Annotated in this window: 15 protein-coding genes and 1 pseudogene; 10 read left to right on the top strand and 6 right to left on the bottom strand. The window is 41.2% G+C overall.

Going from position 1 to position 19064, the window contains the following annotated elements:
• The first annotated feature begins 660 nt into the window (after window positions 1-660).
• From TOL9009_RS0101630 to TOL9009_RS0101615, 4 genes are all read left to right on the top strand, one after another.
• Window positions 661-978 carry a hypothetical protein gene (locus TOL9009_RS0101630; protein ID WP_029630737.1) on the top strand — a complete coding sequence of 106 codons (318 nt, stop codon included), beginning with the start codon at window positions 661-663 and terminating at the stop codon, window positions 976-978.
• A complete protein-coding gene (locus TOL9009_RS0101625; protein ID WP_029630735.1) occupies window positions 975-3380 on the top strand; it encodes an AAA family ATPase in 2406 nt (801 codons plus the stop codon). Before TOL9009_RS0101630 ends, TOL9009_RS0101625 begins: the two co-directional genes overlap by 4 nt.
• A 175-nt stretch (window positions 3381-3555) precedes the next feature.
• Window positions 3556-4410, top strand: coding sequence for a hypothetical protein (locus TOL9009_RS37435; protein WP_051502735.1), 855 nt, complete (start codon window positions 3556-3558; stop codon window positions 4408-4410).
• Between the two features lie 240 nt (window positions 4411-4650).
• Window positions 4651-8343 (top strand): NACHT and WD repeat domain-containing protein, encoded by a 3693-nt coding sequence (locus tag TOL9009_RS0101615; RefSeq protein WP_029630733.1) that lies wholly within the window; start codon window positions 4651-4653, stop codon window positions 8341-8343.
• 129 nt (window positions 8344-8472) lie between these two features.
• Here TOL9009_RS0101615 and TOL9009_RS48705 read toward each other — a convergent pair whose 3' ends face one another.
• From TOL9009_RS48705 to TOL9009_RS41860, 5 genes are all read right to left on the bottom strand, one after another.
• Entirely contained in the window at window positions 8473-8598 is a 126-nt protein-coding gene (locus tag TOL9009_RS48705) for a hypothetical protein (protein ID WP_260675814.1), read from the bottom strand.
• Window positions 8599-8664: 66 nt separating this feature from the next.
• On the bottom strand, window positions 8665-11832 hold the full coding sequence (locus TOL9009_RS0101610; RefSeq protein ID WP_029630731.1) for a type I restriction endonuclease subunit R: 3168 nt from the start codon (window positions 11830-11832) through the stop codon (window positions 8665-8667).
• Between the two features lie 48 nt (window positions 11833-11880).
• Window positions 11881-12255 carry a DUF5615 family PIN-like protein gene (locus tag TOL9009_RS0101605; protein WP_029630729.1) on the bottom strand — a complete coding sequence of 125 codons (375 nt, stop codon included), beginning with the start codon at window positions 12253-12255 and terminating at the stop codon, window positions 11881-11883.
• Window positions 12252-12482, bottom strand: a complete 231-nt coding sequence (locus tag TOL9009_RS0101600; RefSeq protein WP_029630727.1) for a DUF433 domain-containing protein — start codon at window positions 12480-12482, stop codon at window positions 12252-12254. The genes TOL9009_RS0101605 and TOL9009_RS0101600 overlap by 4 nt, the downstream gene beginning before the upstream one ends.
• A 43-nt stretch (window positions 12483-12525) precedes the next feature.
• Complete coding sequence (locus TOL9009_RS41860) at window positions 12526-13497, bottom strand: restriction endonuclease subunit S (protein WP_051502734.1); 972 nt, start codon at window positions 13495-13497, stop codon at window positions 12526-12528.
• Window positions 13498-13728: 231 nt separating this feature from the next.
• On the opposite strand from TOL9009_RS41860, the gene TOL9009_RS37425 reads away from it, so the two are divergent.
• The 6 genes and pseudogenes from TOL9009_RS37425 to TOL9009_RS48700 form a co-directional block, all read left to right on the top strand.
• Window positions 13729-13977, top strand: a complete 249-nt coding sequence (locus tag TOL9009_RS37425; RefSeq protein WP_144238110.1) for a hypothetical protein — start codon at window positions 13729-13731, stop codon at window positions 13975-13977.
• 450 nt (window positions 13978-14427) lie between these two features.
• Window positions 14428-14688 (top strand): DUF4160 domain-containing protein, encoded by a 261-nt coding sequence (locus TOL9009_RS0101580; protein ID WP_029630723.1) that lies wholly within the window; start codon window positions 14428-14430, stop codon window positions 14686-14688.
• A gap of 3 nt (window positions 14689-14691) precedes the next feature.
• Window positions 14692-14985: a DUF2442 domain-containing protein gene (locus TOL9009_RS0101575; protein WP_029630722.1), complete on the top strand. Its 294-nt coding sequence runs from the start codon at window positions 14692-14694 to the stop codon at window positions 14983-14985.
• 270 nt (window positions 14986-15255) lie between these two features.
• Complete coding sequence (locus tag TOL9009_RS0101570) at window positions 15256-15849, top strand: ParA family protein (protein ID WP_029630720.1); 594 nt, start codon at window positions 15256-15258, stop codon at window positions 15847-15849.
• Window positions 15846-16241 carry a hypothetical protein gene (locus TOL9009_RS41855; RefSeq protein WP_051502733.1) on the top strand — a complete coding sequence of 132 codons (396 nt, stop codon included), beginning with the start codon at window positions 15846-15848 and terminating at the stop codon, window positions 16239-16241. The genes TOL9009_RS0101570 and TOL9009_RS41855 overlap by 4 nt, the downstream gene beginning before the upstream one ends.
• Window positions 16242-16939: 698 nt before the next feature.
• Window positions 16940-18241, top strand: a pseudogene (locus tag TOL9009_RS48700) (IS4 family transposase); the annotation flags it as partial.
• Window positions 18242-18717: 476 nt separating this feature from the next.
• Here the strand turns inward: TOL9009_RS48700 and TOL9009_RS0101540 are convergent.
• Window positions 18718-19038 carry a hypothetical protein gene (locus tag TOL9009_RS0101540; protein WP_029630714.1) on the bottom strand — a complete coding sequence of 107 codons (321 nt, stop codon included), beginning with the start codon at window positions 19036-19038 and terminating at the stop codon, window positions 18718-18720.
• Window positions 19039-19064: the final 26 nt, after the last annotated feature.

Raw genomic sequence — 19064 nt, 5'->3', positions numbered from 1 at the left:
TGAGCATTTAAGGTTCTATCATGCCGATATATGTCCCGTGCGGGTAGAAAGTGTGATGCCGTATAGTGATTAAGGCTGTCGTTAAGGATTTCCTTAACCGCTTGAATGACCTTTTGGGCTTTTTCGGAAAGCTTGGACTTAGTTTGTTCTTGGGGAGAGGTTAGGCGATCGCTTTGGGGGACTTCCAGCTTGAGCAGGTTCTCCAGTTGTTGCTTCGTAGTTGCTGTATGGCTATCGGCTGGTTGTACAAGTTACTAGTGTCAGTATCGATAATGCTGAAATCGCATCCTGTCTAGAATCTAGCAAGAAACCTCCATTATCAAGCAATTCCTAAAAATATGTGTCAAAAATTCCCAGAAACTAAGCAATACTTGCAATAAATCTTAAAAAAAAGAAAAAGCAGAGATTATAGATGCTCTCTGCGGTAAATCATTGTATCTTTATAGAAAGGCGATGCTCGGTGCTGATACACCGAGCATCTAAAAACCGCTCCACACTAAAGTAGAGCAAACACACAAAACTAAAAACAAAAACTAGACATTTTGTTCTCCTATTGGAATTTTACATTGGAACTTTCAAAAGTCCAACAAAAATTTCAAAAAATTTGTGTTGTGTTTGCATACGAAGGTGGGAGTTACACTTACGTAACTTTAGACACATATGGCAAACTCGTCATTTTTTAGCATCTGCTACGCTCCAATCGCTGAATTCCTTGAAGACACTAGAGCAGCTTTGATACTGCAACGTCTAGACTATTGGTTGAAAAATCCAAACTCTGGGTATATTCTCTGTGATGGATATAAATGGATATACAATAGTTACAGAAAACTGGCAGAACAGTTGCCTGGTTTTAGCGAACATCAGATTGGTAGGTTTATCCGCCAAATGGAAAATCTAGGATGGATAATTAGTGAACGCTTCCATGTAGACTCCCAGATCGCAAAAAGCTTGAAATTGGCTGTGGGAGGTGCGGCATGATAATGCATCCACCTTTTACAACATCTCAAGTAAGCGTCCAAAGCCATAAAGAGCCGATTCTTTGGGTTGAAGATATAATTGCAGCTTTTCCGCTAGCGCAGTTATTCCAGATATCAGATTACAGGCAAATTAACGGCACAATTCCCAAGGGCGAACATTACATTTTGGCTCATAAGCATACCCCGGAAGCGCTTGTCAGGGGATTAGCTTGGAAAATAGCGCTTTCCAGCGGATGCGAGTGTAAAGTTTACGGTTGCCAGTTGCCTATAGAAAGTTTACTCGCAGAAACTAGTGGAGTTTCTGCCAGGGAATTAACAATTCAGATTATTGAATTTGCACAGTTCTTTGAGGATTGGGCATCGCGTCAAGACGAAGAGCCACTAAAACTAAAAGAAGCTGCCGAGATAGCCAAGCTAGCCATCGCTTTACTTCCTGAGCCTCAAAAGTCCATTGAACTCGGTACACTCAGAGAAAGGTGTAAACACAGTTCATACGACTGGAACAAGCTTATGGGCAAACTGGAAGAAGAATTCCGCATAGAAGTAGAGCGTCGTCAGGGGATAAATGTAGAGGCAGACCCTGACGAGCGGTTACGACTGGAACTACTAGCGCTGCTCAAAGAAGCAGACCCAATTAAAAAAGCTCGTAAAAAAGCTAAAATAGCCACCCACTACAGCATCAAACTTCATGAGATTGATAAAATACTCAGCCAGTTAAAACGGCAAAGTACAACTCCAGAAGTTAAGATTTATGACATTGATGACTTGTTTGCCTTGGAGTCGGTGGGGCTAGAGTGGCTTATTCCCGAATTATTACCAAAAGGCGAAACAGTAATTTTAGCCGGAGATCCCAAAGCCGGTAAATCTTTACTTTCAATAGATGCGGCTTTTGCCATCGCTACTGGCGAAAGTAGTTTTCTGGGAGAAACTACCAAGCAAGGCAAGGTACTTTTAGTCTGTCCTGATGCCTCCATAACAAGTGTAAAAAACCAATTACTGAAACGTGGTTTCCGCGCTACTGATAAAGACCACATCAGAATTATCCCCATGTGGACAATCGACCAGATTGACATTTTGGAAGCGCAATTAGAAGATTTTCGCCCAGACGTAACCATTATTGACAGTCTGCGCCGAATTAATCACGGTTCACCTGTAAGCGAGAATAGCGCAGAATTTGCTGATAATATCTACACCTTGAAAGAGACGATCGGTAAATATGGCTCTTCTGGAATATTAATCCATCATACCAATAAAAATCAGGATGCAATGGGCGTGGGTAAGCTGCGTGGAAGTAGCGCAATAGCCGGTGCCGTTTGGGGGACATGGCAGCTGTCACACATTCCCAAACGCGACCCCAACAACAAGAATAAGCTGATTATTGACCCTGCTGACCCCCGACGAATTTTAAGTGTATTTGCCCGTGATACCGAGGGTCAATCAATAAATATTGAGTTTAATCCTGAAAATAATAGCTGGGAAAAAACAGAAGGCGAAATTGAGGAAGAAAGGACAACCATTAAGGAGCGCATACTTAATCTTTTAGAACTAAATCGTTCTGGGTTAAGTGGAAGAGAAATAATTGACCTTTTGGGTATGACTCCAGAAGAGGGTAGAGGGGTTTACACACAATTAAACAGGATGGTTAATAAACGCCTAGTCTCGTGTAAACCAGCACCAGGAGACAAGCGATATAACATTTACAGTTTACCCACAGAAACTTATAGCCCCCCCCCTCCCCCACCTAGCGTACAAAATGTTGAGTATAACTCTGAAAGCATTACTGTACAAGGATTAGACAATACTCAACAAAATACTCAACAACCACTTAACAATTACTCAACAACTTTTGAAGATAATAACCATGTTGAGGATTTAAATGTAGACACAGTAAGTAATCCAGAGATACTCAACACCTTTACCGATAAACTTGGGGGGGGGAGTAAACTTGATGAAAATTCAAGTGTTGCACTACTTAATGGCACATGTAATGATGAATACCCTACTGAAGAAATCCTAAGAGATTTAATTGCGCTTATCGGAAATAGCAAAAGTTGGTTAGAGTTTGTGGAACTGATGGAAGGCAGCGAGAAAAAAGTAGCAGCAGTTGTTGAGAAAGCGACAGAGAGGCAAATCAATTATTTGGCTAAATTGCTGAGGACTCATCTGGTTGAAAGTAAAAACTTCAACGATTTAATTTGGCTCCCTGAAGCACTAGCTAAGTTGGCTTTATCAAAAATTACTTTCGTCGTTACTCGCAAAAAACCTGGCAGCTTAGAACTTGAAGAAATTCGTGGATGTCGAATGGTAGATATTAAGAGTGAGCGTCAAAAATTCTGGACTTTTTCAGCCCCAGGTATTCTTCTCGCGATTCATAACGTGGAGGATTTTGCCGTTGAATCTTAACGCTGGGGTAATGTAACTACTGCTGAAAAGAAGTGCAATCCTTGCTAAAGAGGGAAGGTTTCGCAGCACAAAAAGCTGCGGATTTACGTAAAGCTCGCCGGACAGAAACTTCTGTCCGGCAGACTTTACGTTTTGTGTCAGCAACAGTCCTCAAAGAAACAAAAATCATCTCTATATGTCAGACAATCAACCACTATTTCAGGCTGTTGGAATCATTCGCGGTGACATCAAATTCGCATCCGAGAGAGGAAAAACCTCTACTGTATCAATTCAGGGTAAAGACTATCCACTTCTTTACATTCCAACCAGGCATGGATTTAAGGCATTTGAAGCTTTAACTAAAGAAGTAGAGGGTACCGGAACTAATCAGCGATTGATTGTTTACCCAAAATTTACTCATTTTCCCGGAAGAGATAAACAGTACGAGATCGCTTTTCAACTAGTTGGGTTTGACCGAGGCTTACAATCAGAGGGTGTTACTGCTGATTTAGCCGACTTTGAATTTAAGCTCTGTGGATTGTGGCAGTTTATCCCAGTCTGCCAAACTCCGTGCATTTCCGTCTTTAAAAATTTCACGGATGACAGATTAGAGTTTGTCAAGCAATCTGAACTATATAAGCGGGTAAAATTCATGAAAGGTAGTCACATTCCTCTAATCTGGAAAGATGCTCCCGTAAAACCTTTTAGGTTTAATCCCAAAATAGAGAAAGAGCAGCAGGGCAAACCCCTATTTGTGAGTATCAAAGCTAAATTTCTGCCGAGTCGTCAACTATTCGGTTTTGATTCACTACTCAGTCTGCCTGTTGAAGAAGCTCCTAAGTTTTTCAAGGCAAGCAAAAAAATGAAGGCTGAAGCACTGCAAGAGTCCAAAAACTTTAAAAAGACTAAAACTCCTGAAAAAGTTGAAAGCGATTTGAAATCGGTTCCCATGCCCAAAAAGCGTTCGCTATTAGTGCCGCAGGTTAAGTTAGTTGAGAGCGCTAAAGAGCCTTTACCAATGCCCAAGCCAAAAACGCTCAAATTGATGTAATTGCAATGCTTTTATAGTCGCATACTTTCAAACGCAAGTAGGGATATTTTATTTTTTGGATCTCCCCAAGAATGTGCGCGATCGCTCTTACTGCCAAACATGGCTCTTGGAGCCAAATTGCTTATATACTTATGTAGAATGTGTAAGTCCTAATTACTCTATCTGTAAAGAGTAGATAAGCTGTTGTAGTGTAAGGGGTGATAGTACGGGCTTCTACAAACCATTACGCTTCTTCAAGCAATGAATAATAAAGCGCGGGTCAAAACGATTTTGCTCTTGGCTGCGAATCCCAGAGATACATCTAAACTGCAACTTGATGTAGAAGTGCGGGAAATTGATGAGGGGTTGCAACGAGCGAAGAAGCGGGAACAGTTTAAATTAGAGCAAAAGTGGGCAGTGCGATTGCGTGATTTTTACCGCGCTATTCTCGACACTAAACCGCAGATAGTTCACTTTTGCGGACACGGGACTGTGGAGGATGGCATTATCCTGGAAAATGAAATGAAGCAGACGGTGTACGTACAAGCTGACGCGCTGGCAAGTATGTTTAAGCTGTTTGCTACTAAGGGTGTAGAGTGTGTTATTCTCAATGCTTGTTATTCAGAAGTGCAAGCAGAGGCTATTAGCCAACACGTAAAATATGTCATTGGCATGAATAAAGCTGTGGGTGATAAAGCAGCTGTTGCCTTTGCTGTGGCATTTTACGATGCGCTCGCTGCTGGGGAAGATGTGGAGTTTGCCTATGAGCTAGGCTGCTCTATGATGATAGGTTTTTTGGAGCAGCAAACTCCGGTTCTGAAGAAAAATGAGTTAGCTCATGTCTCAATTGATGACTTAACTGATGTCTCAACTGATGTCCCAACTATTTTTGAACGTGAAGTTATTCCACCCAACCCTTATCAGGGATTATCTGCTTTTGGGGAAGAGGATGCAGATTTCTTTTTTGGTCAGGAGACTTTTGTTAATGAGTTAGTTCAGACGACTCGCAAACAGCCTTTGGTAGGTGTGATTGGTCCGAGTGGTAGTGGTAAATCTTCTATGGTGTTTGCCGGATTGATTCCCCAGTTGCGAAGTGAGGGAAACTGGCTAATTAAATCTTTCCGTCCTGGTAATCAACCATTTTATCAACTTGCTTCTGTGTTGGTGCATCTATTAGAGCCAGAACTGAGTGAAACTGGACAACTGCGAGAAGCGGCTCGATTAGCAGGTGATATGCAGTCCACTATAATTACCTTGCAGCAAGTAGCGTCTCGCATTAAAGAACGCAACGGTGGTAAACGTCTGTTGTTAGTTGCAGATCAGTTTGAAGAACTTTATACTCTTTGCCAGAAAGAAGAACAAGAAAGCTTTGCTGATGCAATTCTCTCGGCTATTTCTCTAGAAAATCTAACACTGGTTTTCACCTTACGAGTTGACTTTTACGGTTATGTGCTTTCCTACCGTCCGTTTCGGGATGCGTTGCAGCAGTTTACACCTCAGTTGCTGAGTTCAATGAAACGGGAGGAACTAGAAGCAGCGATCGCGCAACCGGCACAAAAGTTAGAGGTGCAATTAGAAGCGCAACTGACGCAACGAATTTTGGATGATGTCGGACAAGAACCGGGTAACTTGCCTTTATTGGAATTTGCTTTAACTCGACTATGGGATCAGCAGGAAAATCGGGTGTTAACTAACAAAGCATACGATGAAATTGGCGGAGTTAAGAAGGCGATCGCTAATCATGCAGAATTTGTTTTTCAACAACTTAATGAGTCACAGCAAAAACAAGCAGAGCGAATTTTTGTGCAATTAGTGCGTCCTGGAGAAGGGACGGAGGATACTCGACGCATAGCGACTCGTGCGGAAGTTGGGGAAGATAATTGGGGCTTGGTGAGTTATTTAGCAGGGTATCAAGCACGCTTGGTGGTGACGGGACGACGCGAAGACCTCACCTCGTCCTCTGGGACACCCCTCTTCGAGGCAATAAGAGGGAATGGGGGTGAGGTTTCTTTCGCGGAAGATACAGTAGAGGTAGTGCATGAAGCGCTGATTCGGGAATGGGAAACTTTGCGAGAGTGGATAAATGCTAACCGTCAGTTTCGCACTTGGCAAGAAAGGTTAAAGGTGGCATTAAGAGAGTGGAAAAATAGCAACCATGACTCTGGGGCTTTGTTGCGTGGTGTGCCGTTGACTGTGGCATCCGATTGGTTGCACAAGCGTGCAGAAGAAATGACGCAGGAGGAGCGAGATTTTATTCTCTTTAGCGTACAGCAACGGGATAGAGAGAAGCTCCAACGGGATAGAGAGAAGCTTCAAGGGGAACGCACACGGCGACTAATATTTATCGGGCTAGGTAGCTTCTCTATAGTATCCTTGGGTTTAGCAGGTTTAGCTGGTGTGGGCTGGTGGAATGCTGGGATACGTCAAATTAATTTTCTTGCTCAAACGTCTGATGCGCTTTTAAGTTTAGATGGGGCAAAAGCTTTAGAAGCAAGTTTAAAATCTTTTATGCAAATGCAGCGTACACCTTGGGTAGACGCAAATACCCAGACGCAGGTGAAACTGGCATTAATGCATACAGTTAGCAACGTTGCAGCACCAAACACCTTGGGAGGACACGCAAACTCGGTTAATGATGTCAGTTTCAGCCCCGATGGCAAGATGCTGGCAACAGCTAGTTATGACAACACGGTGAAACTTTGGGATACATCCACCAAAAAAGAAATCAAAACCCTAACTGGGCATACAGACGCTGTTTGGGGTGTCAGCTTCAGCCCGGATGGCAAGATGCTGGCTTCTTCTAGTGCTGACAACACGGTGAAACTTTGGGATACATCCACCAAAAAAGAAATCAAAACCCTAACTGGGCATACAGCCCCTGTTCATGGTGTCAGCTTCAGCCCGGATGGCAAGATGCTGGCTTCTTCTAGTGCTGACAACACGGTGAAACTTTGGGATACATCCACCAAAAAAGAAATCAAAACCCTAACTGGGCATACAGACACTGTTTTTGGTGTCAGCTTCAGCCCGGATGGCAAGATGCTGGCAACTGCTAGTTTTGACAAGACGGTGAAACTTTGGGATACATCTACCAGAAAAGAAATCAAAACCCTAACTGGGCATAAAGACAGTGTTTTTGGTGTCAGCTTTAGCCCGGATGGCAAGATGCTGGCAACTGCTAGTTTTGACAAGACGGTGAAACTTTGGGATACATCTACCAGAAAAGAAATCAAAACCCTAACTGGGCATACAGACACTGTTTTTGGTGTCAGCTTCAGCCCGGATGGCAAGATGCTGGCAACTGCTAGTTTTGACAAGACGGTGAAACTTTGGGATACATCTACCAGAAAAGAAATCAAAACCCTAACTGGGCATAAAGACAGTGTTTTTGGTGTCAGCTTCAGCCCGGATGGCAAGATGCTGGCAACTGCTAGTTTTGACAAGACGGTGAAACTTTGGGATACATCTACCAGAAAAGAAATCAAAACCCTAACTGGGCATACAAACACTGTTTTTGGTGTCAGCTTCAGCCCGGATGGCAAGATGCTGGCAACTGCTAGTAATGACAAGACGGTGAAACTTTGGGATACATCCACCAAAAAAGAAATCAAAACCCTAACTGGGCATACAGACACTGTTTTTGGTGTCAGCTTCAGCCCGGATGGCAAGATGCTGGCTTCTTCTAGTGCTGACAACACGGTGAAACTTTGGGATACATCCACCAAAAAAGAAATCAAAACCCTAACTGGGCATACAAGCGTTGTTTATGGTGTCAGCTTCAGCCCGGATGGCAAGATGCTGGCAACAGCAAGTTATGACAACACGGTGAGACTGTGGAGACTGGATTTTGATTATTTAGTTAACGAGGGGTGCAATTTTATCGGTAATTATCTCAATTCTAATCCGAATGATGAGGAAGCGCAGGAGATTAAAAAGGACTTGTGTAAGAGTTGAATGTTGGTAGCGACAGCTTAAACGAAAGGGCGCGATGGTCGAAGACCCGCACCAAGCGCGATCGCGCTTGATGCGGGTCTGAGTCCTACGGACACGCTCAAGGGCGAACGACCATTGCACTTATTGTCGTTACCATAGCTTTAACAAAAGGGCGCGATCGCCTTTCACCAACGCGCTGGCTGAGGGCGTTGGTGAAGTGCGTTGAATCGGAGAGTGAGGGTTGTCGTGATGTTGCACTTTAAGAGCGCTCTTCATGTATGCGGGTGTAGACGCACGTCTACACGGTAATATGGATGAGACAAAATTTGAATTTTGCAACATTCAACCAGCATCATAGATACTCCCTTGTCCAGAGTAGTTCTCATAAACATGTTGATAAACTGACTGACATTTCTGTTCATACAGTTCAGCAGAATAACTCTGGGGTAACTTATCCAAATTATCCTTAATTGCCACTTCCACCGATGCTCTGGTTTGCTGTCTCTTCTTCCAATCCAAAACTAACTTCTCTTTTTTGAGAGTTTTCAGTAATTCTTTGGCAACTTGTTTAACTTCCTGTTCCTCTTGCTTAGTAAGTTTAATTTCTGGTTTAGTCAGCAAGTCAAAAATTGCTAATTCTTCTTCAATCAGATTTTCCGCGATCGCTCTTTTATCTTCAACACCCAATTCTTGAGCAAAGTTAATCAAATCATTGAAGAATATCTGGACGTTGCATGAGTCAGCATTGTATTCTGCTATCATCTGCTGGAATTTGTCCAGGTAGTTGATGCGAGTTTTATTTAACCGCACCATCTGCTGGAGTTTTTGCGCGATCGCTGTTTTGAGTTTTTCTGTCTCTGTTCTCTGGTAGTCAGTACTAGTAAATTTATTTTTTAACGCTACAAAGTCGATTTGGCTTAAGTCGATGCGTTGACTGTGGGATTCCTGAATCACAAACTCTCCAGCAGTGATGGACAGATCCAACAGTTCCTCCACTTGTTCCATCACTTCGGACACATCAACTTCTGGTACTTCTGCCAGAATTTGGTCTTTGATTGTCTGCAAATGAGCATTAATAGCAGTAAACTCATTAGCAGCATGATCTGGGAGGATAGCTTTGTAGAGTTTGTTAGCGTTACCAGCTAGGGAAAGATAAGTTTTTTTGGCATCATCATTAATAATGATGGATTCCACTGCATCTGCCCAAAATTTGGTGCGTGCAAAACCTTGTGCTGACTCCAGTACAGCAAAATTAATGCCTTTTTGCGTACAGAATGTTGTAGTTTCTGCGATCGCTTCTCTCAATTGTGCCACTAAAGCTGTTTTTGCTTTAACTGGGGTATCTTCTTCTTTAATCCCACCACCAGATGCGGAACCATAAATAGCTAGTGCTTTCTGTAAATCTCGGAAGACACCAATGTAATCAACAATTAAACCATTGACTTTACCTGGAAAGACACGATTTGCTCTGGCAATGGTTTGCATGAGAGTATGGTTCTTCATGGGTTTGTCTAAGTAAATGGTGGAACAACTGGGGACATCAAATCCAGTCATCCACATAGCGCAGACAAATATAATGCGTAGGGGATGAGATGCATCTTTGAATTTTTCATCGAGTGGGGGAGATTCACTCACTAACCTTTTACGGTGAGGAGTAATGTCTAATTCTTTTTTCTGAAATGCTTCTACCTCGTTTTGAGACTGAGATATGACCACTGCCATATCTGTTTCTGACATATATTTAATTGTGACTGATAATTTTTTTTGTTCAAATTCGCTTAAATTAGATTGAGCAAGTTGATTTTTAAGCTGCTGGAGGTGCTGTTGCCAGTGGTACTGGACTTTGTTGTACATTTTGACAGCAGTAAATCTGTCTATGCTGACAATCATTGCTTTCCCCTGGTATCCTCTACCCAGCAAGTGGGTAACAATATCTTGAGCAATTTTCTCTAATCGGTCATCTCTGGTAATTAATTGATATTCTCTGGCACATTGTCTTTCTAGTTTTTTCTCTTCTTCCTCATCCATTGTTGCTGATTCGATGATTTCTGCCATATCTTCATTGAGTGCATCATTAGTGACTTGCAATTCAGGAATTCTGTTTTCATAGTAGAGAGGAACTGTGGCGCTATCTTCTATTGATTGCCGGAAGTTATAAATGCTGATGTAATCACCAAAGGTTTTTTTGGTTTCTTGCTCTCCTAACATTAGAGGTGTACCAGTGAAACCAATGAATGCTGCATGGGGTAAAGCATTCCTCATGTTGAGAGCGAATGTGTCATACTGACTGCGGTGTGCCTCATCTGCAATGACGATAATATCTGACCTATCAGAAATTTGGGGATAGGTTCCGCCTTTTTCAGTGCGGAATTTTTGAATCATCGTGAAAATGTAGCGATGGTCTTCATGCAGGAGTTGTTTGAGGTGTTCTCCACTACTAGCACGGACATTTTTTTCGATTTCTGTCACTGCACCAGCATAGGCAAAGTTTTTGTAGATTTGTTGGTCTAAGTCTTCTCTATCGGTGATAATCACAAATGTCCAGTTCCCATAGAGTTTTCGCACCACTTTTTGGGAGAAGAAGACCATTGAGTAACTCTTACCGCTACCTTGGGTATGCCAAAATACTCCTAATCTGCCTTGGTTGGATTTAATTTGCTTTACTGCGGTAACTGCTTGGTTAACTCCTAAATATTGATGATTTTTGGCAACGATTTTCACTAAACTGCCTTTAGCAGCGTAAAAGAAGATAAAATTTTCAACTAAATCCAGTAATCTGGTAGGTTCACAAGTGCCTCTAATAATGGTGTCTAGAGAAATTATCCCTTCTTCTCCTTCAGAATTTATTTTCTTCCACTCTGAGTAATGTTCCCATTTGGCAGTTAAGCTACTAATGCGACTTTTTTTCCCATTGGAGAGGACGATAAATGCGTTATACCAGAAGAGTTGGGGGATAGTTTGCTTGTAATCTGTGAGATTGTTTTTATAGGCAAGTTCTAAGCGTTGGTGATGTGCTTTTAGTTCAATGAAGACTAAGGGTAAACCATTCACAAACCCTATTAAGTCTGCTCTTCTGGTGTAAATCTCTCCTGTCACCCAGAATTGAGACGCGAGAAAAAAATTATTATTTTCTGGGTGATTCCAGTCAATGACTTTGACTGTTTCTGTTTGGTCTTCACCCTCATCATTTTTAAAACTGACTTTCACCCCATCTTTGAGGAGTTGATAAATTTCTGCATTCGCATTGGCTAAACTCAGCGTGCTTCTATCACGAGTTAATTCTTCAATGGTAAGTGGGATAGCTTCTGCGGGTAAGTCAGGGTTTAAGTTTTGTAAAGCTGACTGGAGTTTGGGAATTAAAACTACCTCACCCTTTGTCTCTCTCCCCAGTGTGCTGTTTGTACCAAAGGCTTCATGGTAACAGTTGGCTGTTTGCCATTGCAGTTGAGAGAATAGTTCAATGGTGGCATTCTCTAGTGCTGCTTCTGAGTCTGGGTGAGGTGGACGCATACGTATGGAGTATAGATTTACTCCATTTTTAACTTAAAAATTCTGTATTTAGGAATTGCGCTGAATTGGTAAAATTCTAACTTTTGCCTTTGCTTCATCCACTGTTACCAAAGCACCCATTTCTAGTTCCTGCTGAAATTGACGCAAGGCATTGATAACTAAATTACCTAACTTAGCTGGTAGGATATCTTGGGATCTGACTTGAATTACGCTGGGTGCATCAGCTTGAGTCATTGCCAGCAGTGTACCAAAATCTAAGTCATGGGTGAAAACAATGTAGTCGTTTGTAAGTGCCCATGCCATGATTACTTTATCTGTAGCGCTGGGATTACCAATTGTTGACCAGTGGACAGCTTCAAAACCCGCACTTTCTAAGACTGGAACCCAGTCAGGAGAAAGATTCATATCAAGTAAAATTTTCATGCAGAAGCAAGGGGTACTTCAATTTCTTCTACCCGCCATGCAGCATAAGCTAAAGCTTCATAAATATCTTCACGTTCTAGGTATGGGTAGGCGTTGAGAATATCTTCTGGGGTATGTCCTGCTGCCATTAAACCGACAATTGTACCTACAGTAACACGCATACCTCGAATGCAAGGTTTGCCACCCATGATTTCTGGGTTGAATGTGATTCTTTTTAGTGGCTTCATGTGTAGGTTATAAGGTTTATTTTTAATTATTCCACTTGTCTATTTATGCTGCTATGTCCTCTGTGATGATTTCTAGATGTTCTACGTCAATTTCTCCTGAGATGAGTTTGGGGAGGAGTAAATCGCGGGTTTGGCGAAGATTTTGATTCTTGACTTTTAAGTTCTCAATTTGTTCGTAGGTATTGGCAAAGAAAGAAGTAATTTTATTTTGAATACTAATTGGTGGCAAGGTAAGTAATATTTCTTCAATTCTAAAAAGAGCAAGTTTAGGTTGAGAAGTTCCAACAACTTTAGAAGCTATTTGTGCTTGACCTGCTTCAGTACGCAAATAACTTAATAATAACCGATAATCTATTTCCTTTATTTCACAAATTTTGGCTGCATTCTCAGTGAGATTAGCACCAGACAAAGATTTTGGGATAATACCAACTCTACCAATTGTTCCAGCTATGCTTATGTATATATCTTCATTAGAAATGATGTAACGTTTAATATATTGATGAATTTCTTCATCAATATATTTTATATCTGATGTATCTAATCCAGAATCACTCATATCTTTTACACGGATATAAGGATGAGCAGTCTTGTCATTTAAAAGTGTCTTACCTTTTGGTAATCTTTTACCTCCTTTAACTTTTGCAATTTTTCCAATATCTATAACTTTCCAATCTTCAGGGATTAACCCCAATTCAGAATCAACCATTTTGGTGTGTTCATGACCAGGGAAGCGGAATTTGACAAACCACTCATGGTAGAGGGTTTGTGCCATTTCTTCTAATATTTTGATGCGTCTTGTGTTGTTTTCTATTAGGTCATCATACCCTGAGAGTATGCCAGCGATTTTCTTCTGCGTGGAGAGAGGGGGTAAATGCAATGGTAAATTCTTTAGTCTATCTGTCTGTAATCTTTTAGTACCATGAGCAGCTTCATCAGCTAGACCAAGAATTTCGTATGATTTACCTCTTAGCCAGTGGAATAGAAACTGTGGCTCAACTTCAGGAGAACATTTCAAAGCTTTTAAATCTTGATTAAATGCTACTGTACGTTTGGTTATCGCGACGGGAAAGTATTATAAACTAAAAAACCTTACCCACAATAGCTTATATTAACAAGCCAAATAACACTATATTCATTTGTGTATTCATTTTTAGGAAATATTGAGCTTTGTTCACTAGTATATTAGTGAAAAGGTTGATTTTAGTAAGTTTTGCTTTCTTCACGTTATTTTGAGGTATGTTCAGATGTGTATTCACTCACTGGTATCCTCATGAAGAAGCGAAATAAACTGGATAATTTGAAACCATTTAAGCCATTAGGGGAACACGCTCTGGCTGAAAATCCACTGTGTGTCAAAGTAGACCCTGAAATAGACAAAGCAATTCGCGCTATGTCAGAGCGTTCTGCATGGCTCAGAGAGGCTATTGAAACAGCAGCAATAGAGCAAGGGTTAATTCCCTCTAAAGAAGACATTACAGAAAGCGATCGCCCTTAACTTCAACAAGAATTACTACTCAGGTAGCAGGGCTTGTTAGAGTTACATTTAAAAATCTCCCATAAATAGTTTATCTAATAAAGTTAAGTTGCTATGAGCATATTTTTTATAGCAACTTTTTTATGAGCAACATTGACATGATTAGATTTAAGAATGTCTGCATAGAGTTTTTAGAGGCATCCGGGCATAAGGTAACTTCTGCAAAGATAATAGAAAATGAAATACATCTCCAGTACAAGGAGGCGAGTACAGGGGATATTTGTATAGTGATGAATTATCCCTTAGCGATTCCCAGTACCATAAATTAATTCGCGATCGCAAGGCTGGTGTACACTCTAAATTTGTACATCCTATGGCAGGCGAGGAGGAATTACTTAAGTTACAGTTTGAAAATAAACAGCTTAGTTTCATTGGGATAAAAGCAAATCAATTGACATTAATTTGAGGGCGATGCCAGAAATTAGCCGATTTCTAGGAATTATTATCACCATGTATTATAACGACCACCCACCGCCACATTTCCATGTTCGTTATAATCAACAAAAAGCGATTATTGATATCGAAACCTTATCGATATTAGAAGGTAAACTCTCGAACAGAGTATTAGCACTTGTAGTTGAATGGGCTTCCTTGCATAAAACCAAATTGATGGACAACTGGGAAAAAGCTAGACTCAATAATCCTGTAGAAAAAATTGAACCACTGGAGTAAGCCATGCTCAAAGATATTATTGCAGTCGAACCAAGAGATGGTTATCAACTATACATCAAATTTGAGGATGACAAACAAGGCATTATTGATATTAGTAAATTAATTTCCTTTACAGGGGTGTTTGCACCACTCCAAGATATTAACTATTTCAAACAAGTAAAAATCAACCCGGAATGGGGAACTATTTACTGGGAAAACGGCGCAGATTTTGACCCCGATGTACTTTATGCAGAAATTACCGGGGAAGCTATCGGTAATTATCAAATATTCAAGAATTTAAAGACAAATTCTAAATGACTCTTGAGCGAACCAACACTAATGAAACTTTTTTGATTAAAAGGATTAGACAAACAGACTAGAGTCTGCCAGGGATGCACGACACCCCTGGCTTCAAAGCGATCGCCCAACACGGGGTGTGAGTAGCACCAAGGGCAACAATTTTTGAATTGGCGAAAATATGAATTATTGAAAATCTATATTGCCGACAATATAACCATTTATAAATAAACCAATACAAAATTCCGCCCTTTCAATAAACTAGCTGTATCCTCATTATGAGTGCAGTCCGTGATTATTACCCTTGCTAGCTTTAAGGGTGGTGTAGCTAAAACAACAAGCGCCATCCATATTGCTTGCTATTTATCTCAAATCGGCAACACGTTGTTAGTTGATGGCGACCCAAACCACAGTGCCACAGGTTGGGCAAAACGAGGAACATTACCCTTTAAGGTTGTGGATTTATTGCAAGCTCCCATGCACAGCCGTAATTTTGACCATGTGGTAATTGATACCGCAGCCCGACCAAGCCAGGAAGATTTAGAAGCACTAGCTGATGGGTGTAATTTATTAATCCTGCCCACTACTCCTGATGCCTTGGCGATGGACGCGCTGTTGCAGACAGTCGGCACACTCAAATCATTGGGCAGCGATCGCTATCGGGTGTTACTCACAGTTATTCCCCCAGCACCAAGGCAAACCGGACAGCAGGCACGGTCAGCATTAGAAGATGCAGGAATGCCACTGTTTAAACAAGGAATCCGGCGATTTGCGGTTTATGAAAAAGCTGCCTTAGAGGGACGACCTGTTTATGAAATCAAAGACCGCAGCAGCAAAATCGCATGGCGGGAGTATCAACAGGTGGGTAAGGAGATATTGCAGTGAGTAAGCCTAGCCCTTTTAAAAAGTTATTTGAAACCAAAGAGGAAGCACAACAAGAGCCAGAACTTCCGACTGAGCCAACCACAGAGAGTAACGTGACACAAACTTCAACACCACCCACACCAGCACCAACTCCTTCTTCTACCCGTAAGCGTGGTAGACCTGCAACTGGTAAGCGGTCAGATGATGCTTGGATTGGGCGTACTTATTATGTGAAACGTGAGACAGATTTAGATGTAGAGGAGGAGTTGCTAAAACTCAAAAGGCGTAGCGTGGAGATTGACAAAAGCGAATTGGTAGATTTTTTAATGGCTGTCTGGGTGAAAAGGCAACAAGGTGAAAATATAGATTTACTGATTGACGAATTTACGAATTGGCGAAATTCTAATATTTGATTGAAGCGTTGTTGTTCGGGTCAGGCAAATTCTGAGGTAGGCGATCGCATTTAGAGACTTCCAATAAATAAAATCCCCAATGTATAAGAATGATAATCATTGTAGGTGGTGGGAAGTCAGGGCTGCCGATGGCAGCCCTGACTTCCCTTTTTTGTAGTAAGTTCAATGTATGGTTCGAGTTTTGGGGTGTGTAGAAGTGTCAATTGAATTAACTGACTCATTAAAAATTTTGCTTCAAGAAACAGCAAATCAATTGAAAGGTGCAGCTAGAAGACGTTTTCAAGCGCAGAGTGTTAGGGAGAACCATAAAAATAAATACCCAGCCGTGTATTGAAATTTTTCGTTGGTATCGCGGATCTAGGTTTGACGGCTGGGTATTTATTTCTTGGCAAGTGCCTTATAGGATTAGGTCATGGACATCAGTGAGAGGTTAAGATAAAGAGCATTTTGTCAATCGGTTAAAATACTCAAAATACTCTTCCTAAGAATGATAATCATGTGTGGGGGATAAGGGGAGGAGGCGAGCGTCGCTCGCCTCCTCCCCCTCGATTTGATTATCATTATCTTTAAGGTCTTTCACAACTTAAAATAGGGTATGAAACAGTATTGTAACGAGAGAATAACTTTGTCAAAAGTGGGCTTAATTCTTAGGTAAATTCAAGTTCGCAAACGAGGTAATAAAAATTTGGTTTACCGCCATGCCCAAGCGACCAAAACAAAACTCTGACCACGCACACCGACAGAATACTCCTACTATAGATAATGAAGCGATCGCAAAACACTTAGAAGCTTTATTAACCCCAGCAGTTTTTGCTCAACAAAAATATTATAAGCAGTTAGGATGTCGAGACAGGATTCTTAATTTATCGTTAATGGTGGCAGCAGTTTTAACCTTATTGTGGCGACAAGTACAAGAGCGTTCAAGAGTTAAATCGTCTGTTAGCACTCGTATGGTTTCTTATGGTGTCAAATTACCAAAGTTAGCCAACAATCACTTTCAGAAAGATTTTTAGTTTTCCCATCTGAATTATTTTAACGTGTCTTGAAAGATTTACTACCTCAATTACAACTGAATTGGCAACAACGACAAAAGCGACCATTGCCAGATAGTGTAAAATTTGCACTCTGTAATTTTGAACGAATTTGGATTGCTGATGGCTCAACAAAAGACGCGCCTTATTCCGTAAGTTAAAAAGCCTGGAAGACTTGAAAACAGGGCAACTAGCAGGTAAAATCTGTACAGTTATTGATTTGGTTACACGTTTACCTGTCGAGGTTTGGTTTCACACTAATCCTGCCGCTTCAGACACCAATTTTGAATCTACATTACTACATTTAGTGACTGCCAAGACTTTAATTTTACTCGATAGAGGTTTCTATCATTTCCAGTTTTTACAACAACTGATTAATCAAGAAGTCCATTTTATTACTCGTTTAAAAGCTAAAGCATCTATTAAATATCTAAAAATTTTTAGCTATGGTCATTCTCTTAAAGACCGATTGATTCAACTTGGTACTGGTCGTGGTGGCGCACCAGTACTGACTTTACGTTTAATCGAGATAAAAGTTGGTAAAACCTGCTATTCTTACATTACTTCTGTCCTCGACCCCCAAATATTACCTCAGAGCCGTTGTCGCAGATTTATATCGCCGAAGATGGAGAGTTGAAGAAGCATTTTACACAGTAAAACGCTTGCTGGGGCTATCTTATTTATGGACTGGTTCTATTAATGGTATCAAGCTACAAGTCTGGGCTACTTGGTTATTTTATGCTGTTTTAGTTGACTTAGGAGATGCGGTTGCAGACGAATTATCTCTGCCATTTGACCGCATTTCTTTGGAGATGATATTTCGCGGTTTGTACCATTTTAGTGTCGCAAATGACAAAGGTAAAGCGGATGACCCGATTAAGTACTTCGCTGCCCCAGAGAATCAAGACGCAAGAAGTGGTTAAATATCTCCGAAAGCCAGTCTCAAAGCTGGATTTAGCCCCTTTTCCTGCACCCTCTTGACAAAAGTGCAATTACCTTAACCTCTCACGGATGGCGATCGCCTAAGCGCAACGAGTTCTTAAATCCTGGCTTTGAAATAATGTGACGCACCATAGAGGATGAAGACTTTGCATCCCTCTAGAACACCGATTCAGTAATCAAATAGAAGAAGAGGCAGCATCAGTACACTCAGTAAAAATTTTGGCAAGAACATGAAGATTATGAACAACTGCTGTGCGAACTCAGCCCAATAAGGGTTACTCTACTAGGGGTTCAGCCGGGATACCCGCAATTTGGGACACGTTGTAAAGTTTTGTAACGCATAGAAAGCGAAACCCTTGATATACGCTTGTTTCAATACCAAACTTTACTTGACTCATTTAGTTGAAACATTCCCAAAAATGATTGTTTATGGGCAAGCTTGAGGAATTGAAAGGGTCAAGAGTTGATTTTAGCGTGCAAAACTTTGATTGTCCCAATATCATTTATGGGCAAGTTGGTAAATCAATAAAATACGCTCTGCAACAAAAATTTACAACGCGTCCTGTTTTGCAGGTATCCCGGCTGAACCCCTCAGGGATTTCGTCAAAGCGTTCGATGACTTCTTCTATCTCTTCGTCATGTTCACTGTCTGCTTCTGAATTTGGGTCTTTTTCAAAGAGGTTTACTGCTAACGCTCTTAACATCCACAAGCGTTGCGCGTTGTTCAATTTCTCGAATGTTCCTCCCCAAGCCTCAACCATTTCTTGAAGTAGTCCGTCTTCGTTGGGGAAGTTTCCGCAGTAGTACCCTAAAAATTTAGCCATGTTTTAAAATCAGTGTTCAGTGTTGT

The sequence above is a fragment of the [Scytonema hofmanni] UTEX 2349 genome (assembly GCF_000582685.1).
Taxonomy (GTDB): Bacteria; Cyanobacteriota; Cyanobacteriia; order Cyanobacteriales; family Nostocaceae; genus Hassallia; species Hassallia hofmanni.
This window is presented reverse-complemented; position numbering and strand designations above follow the sequence as displayed.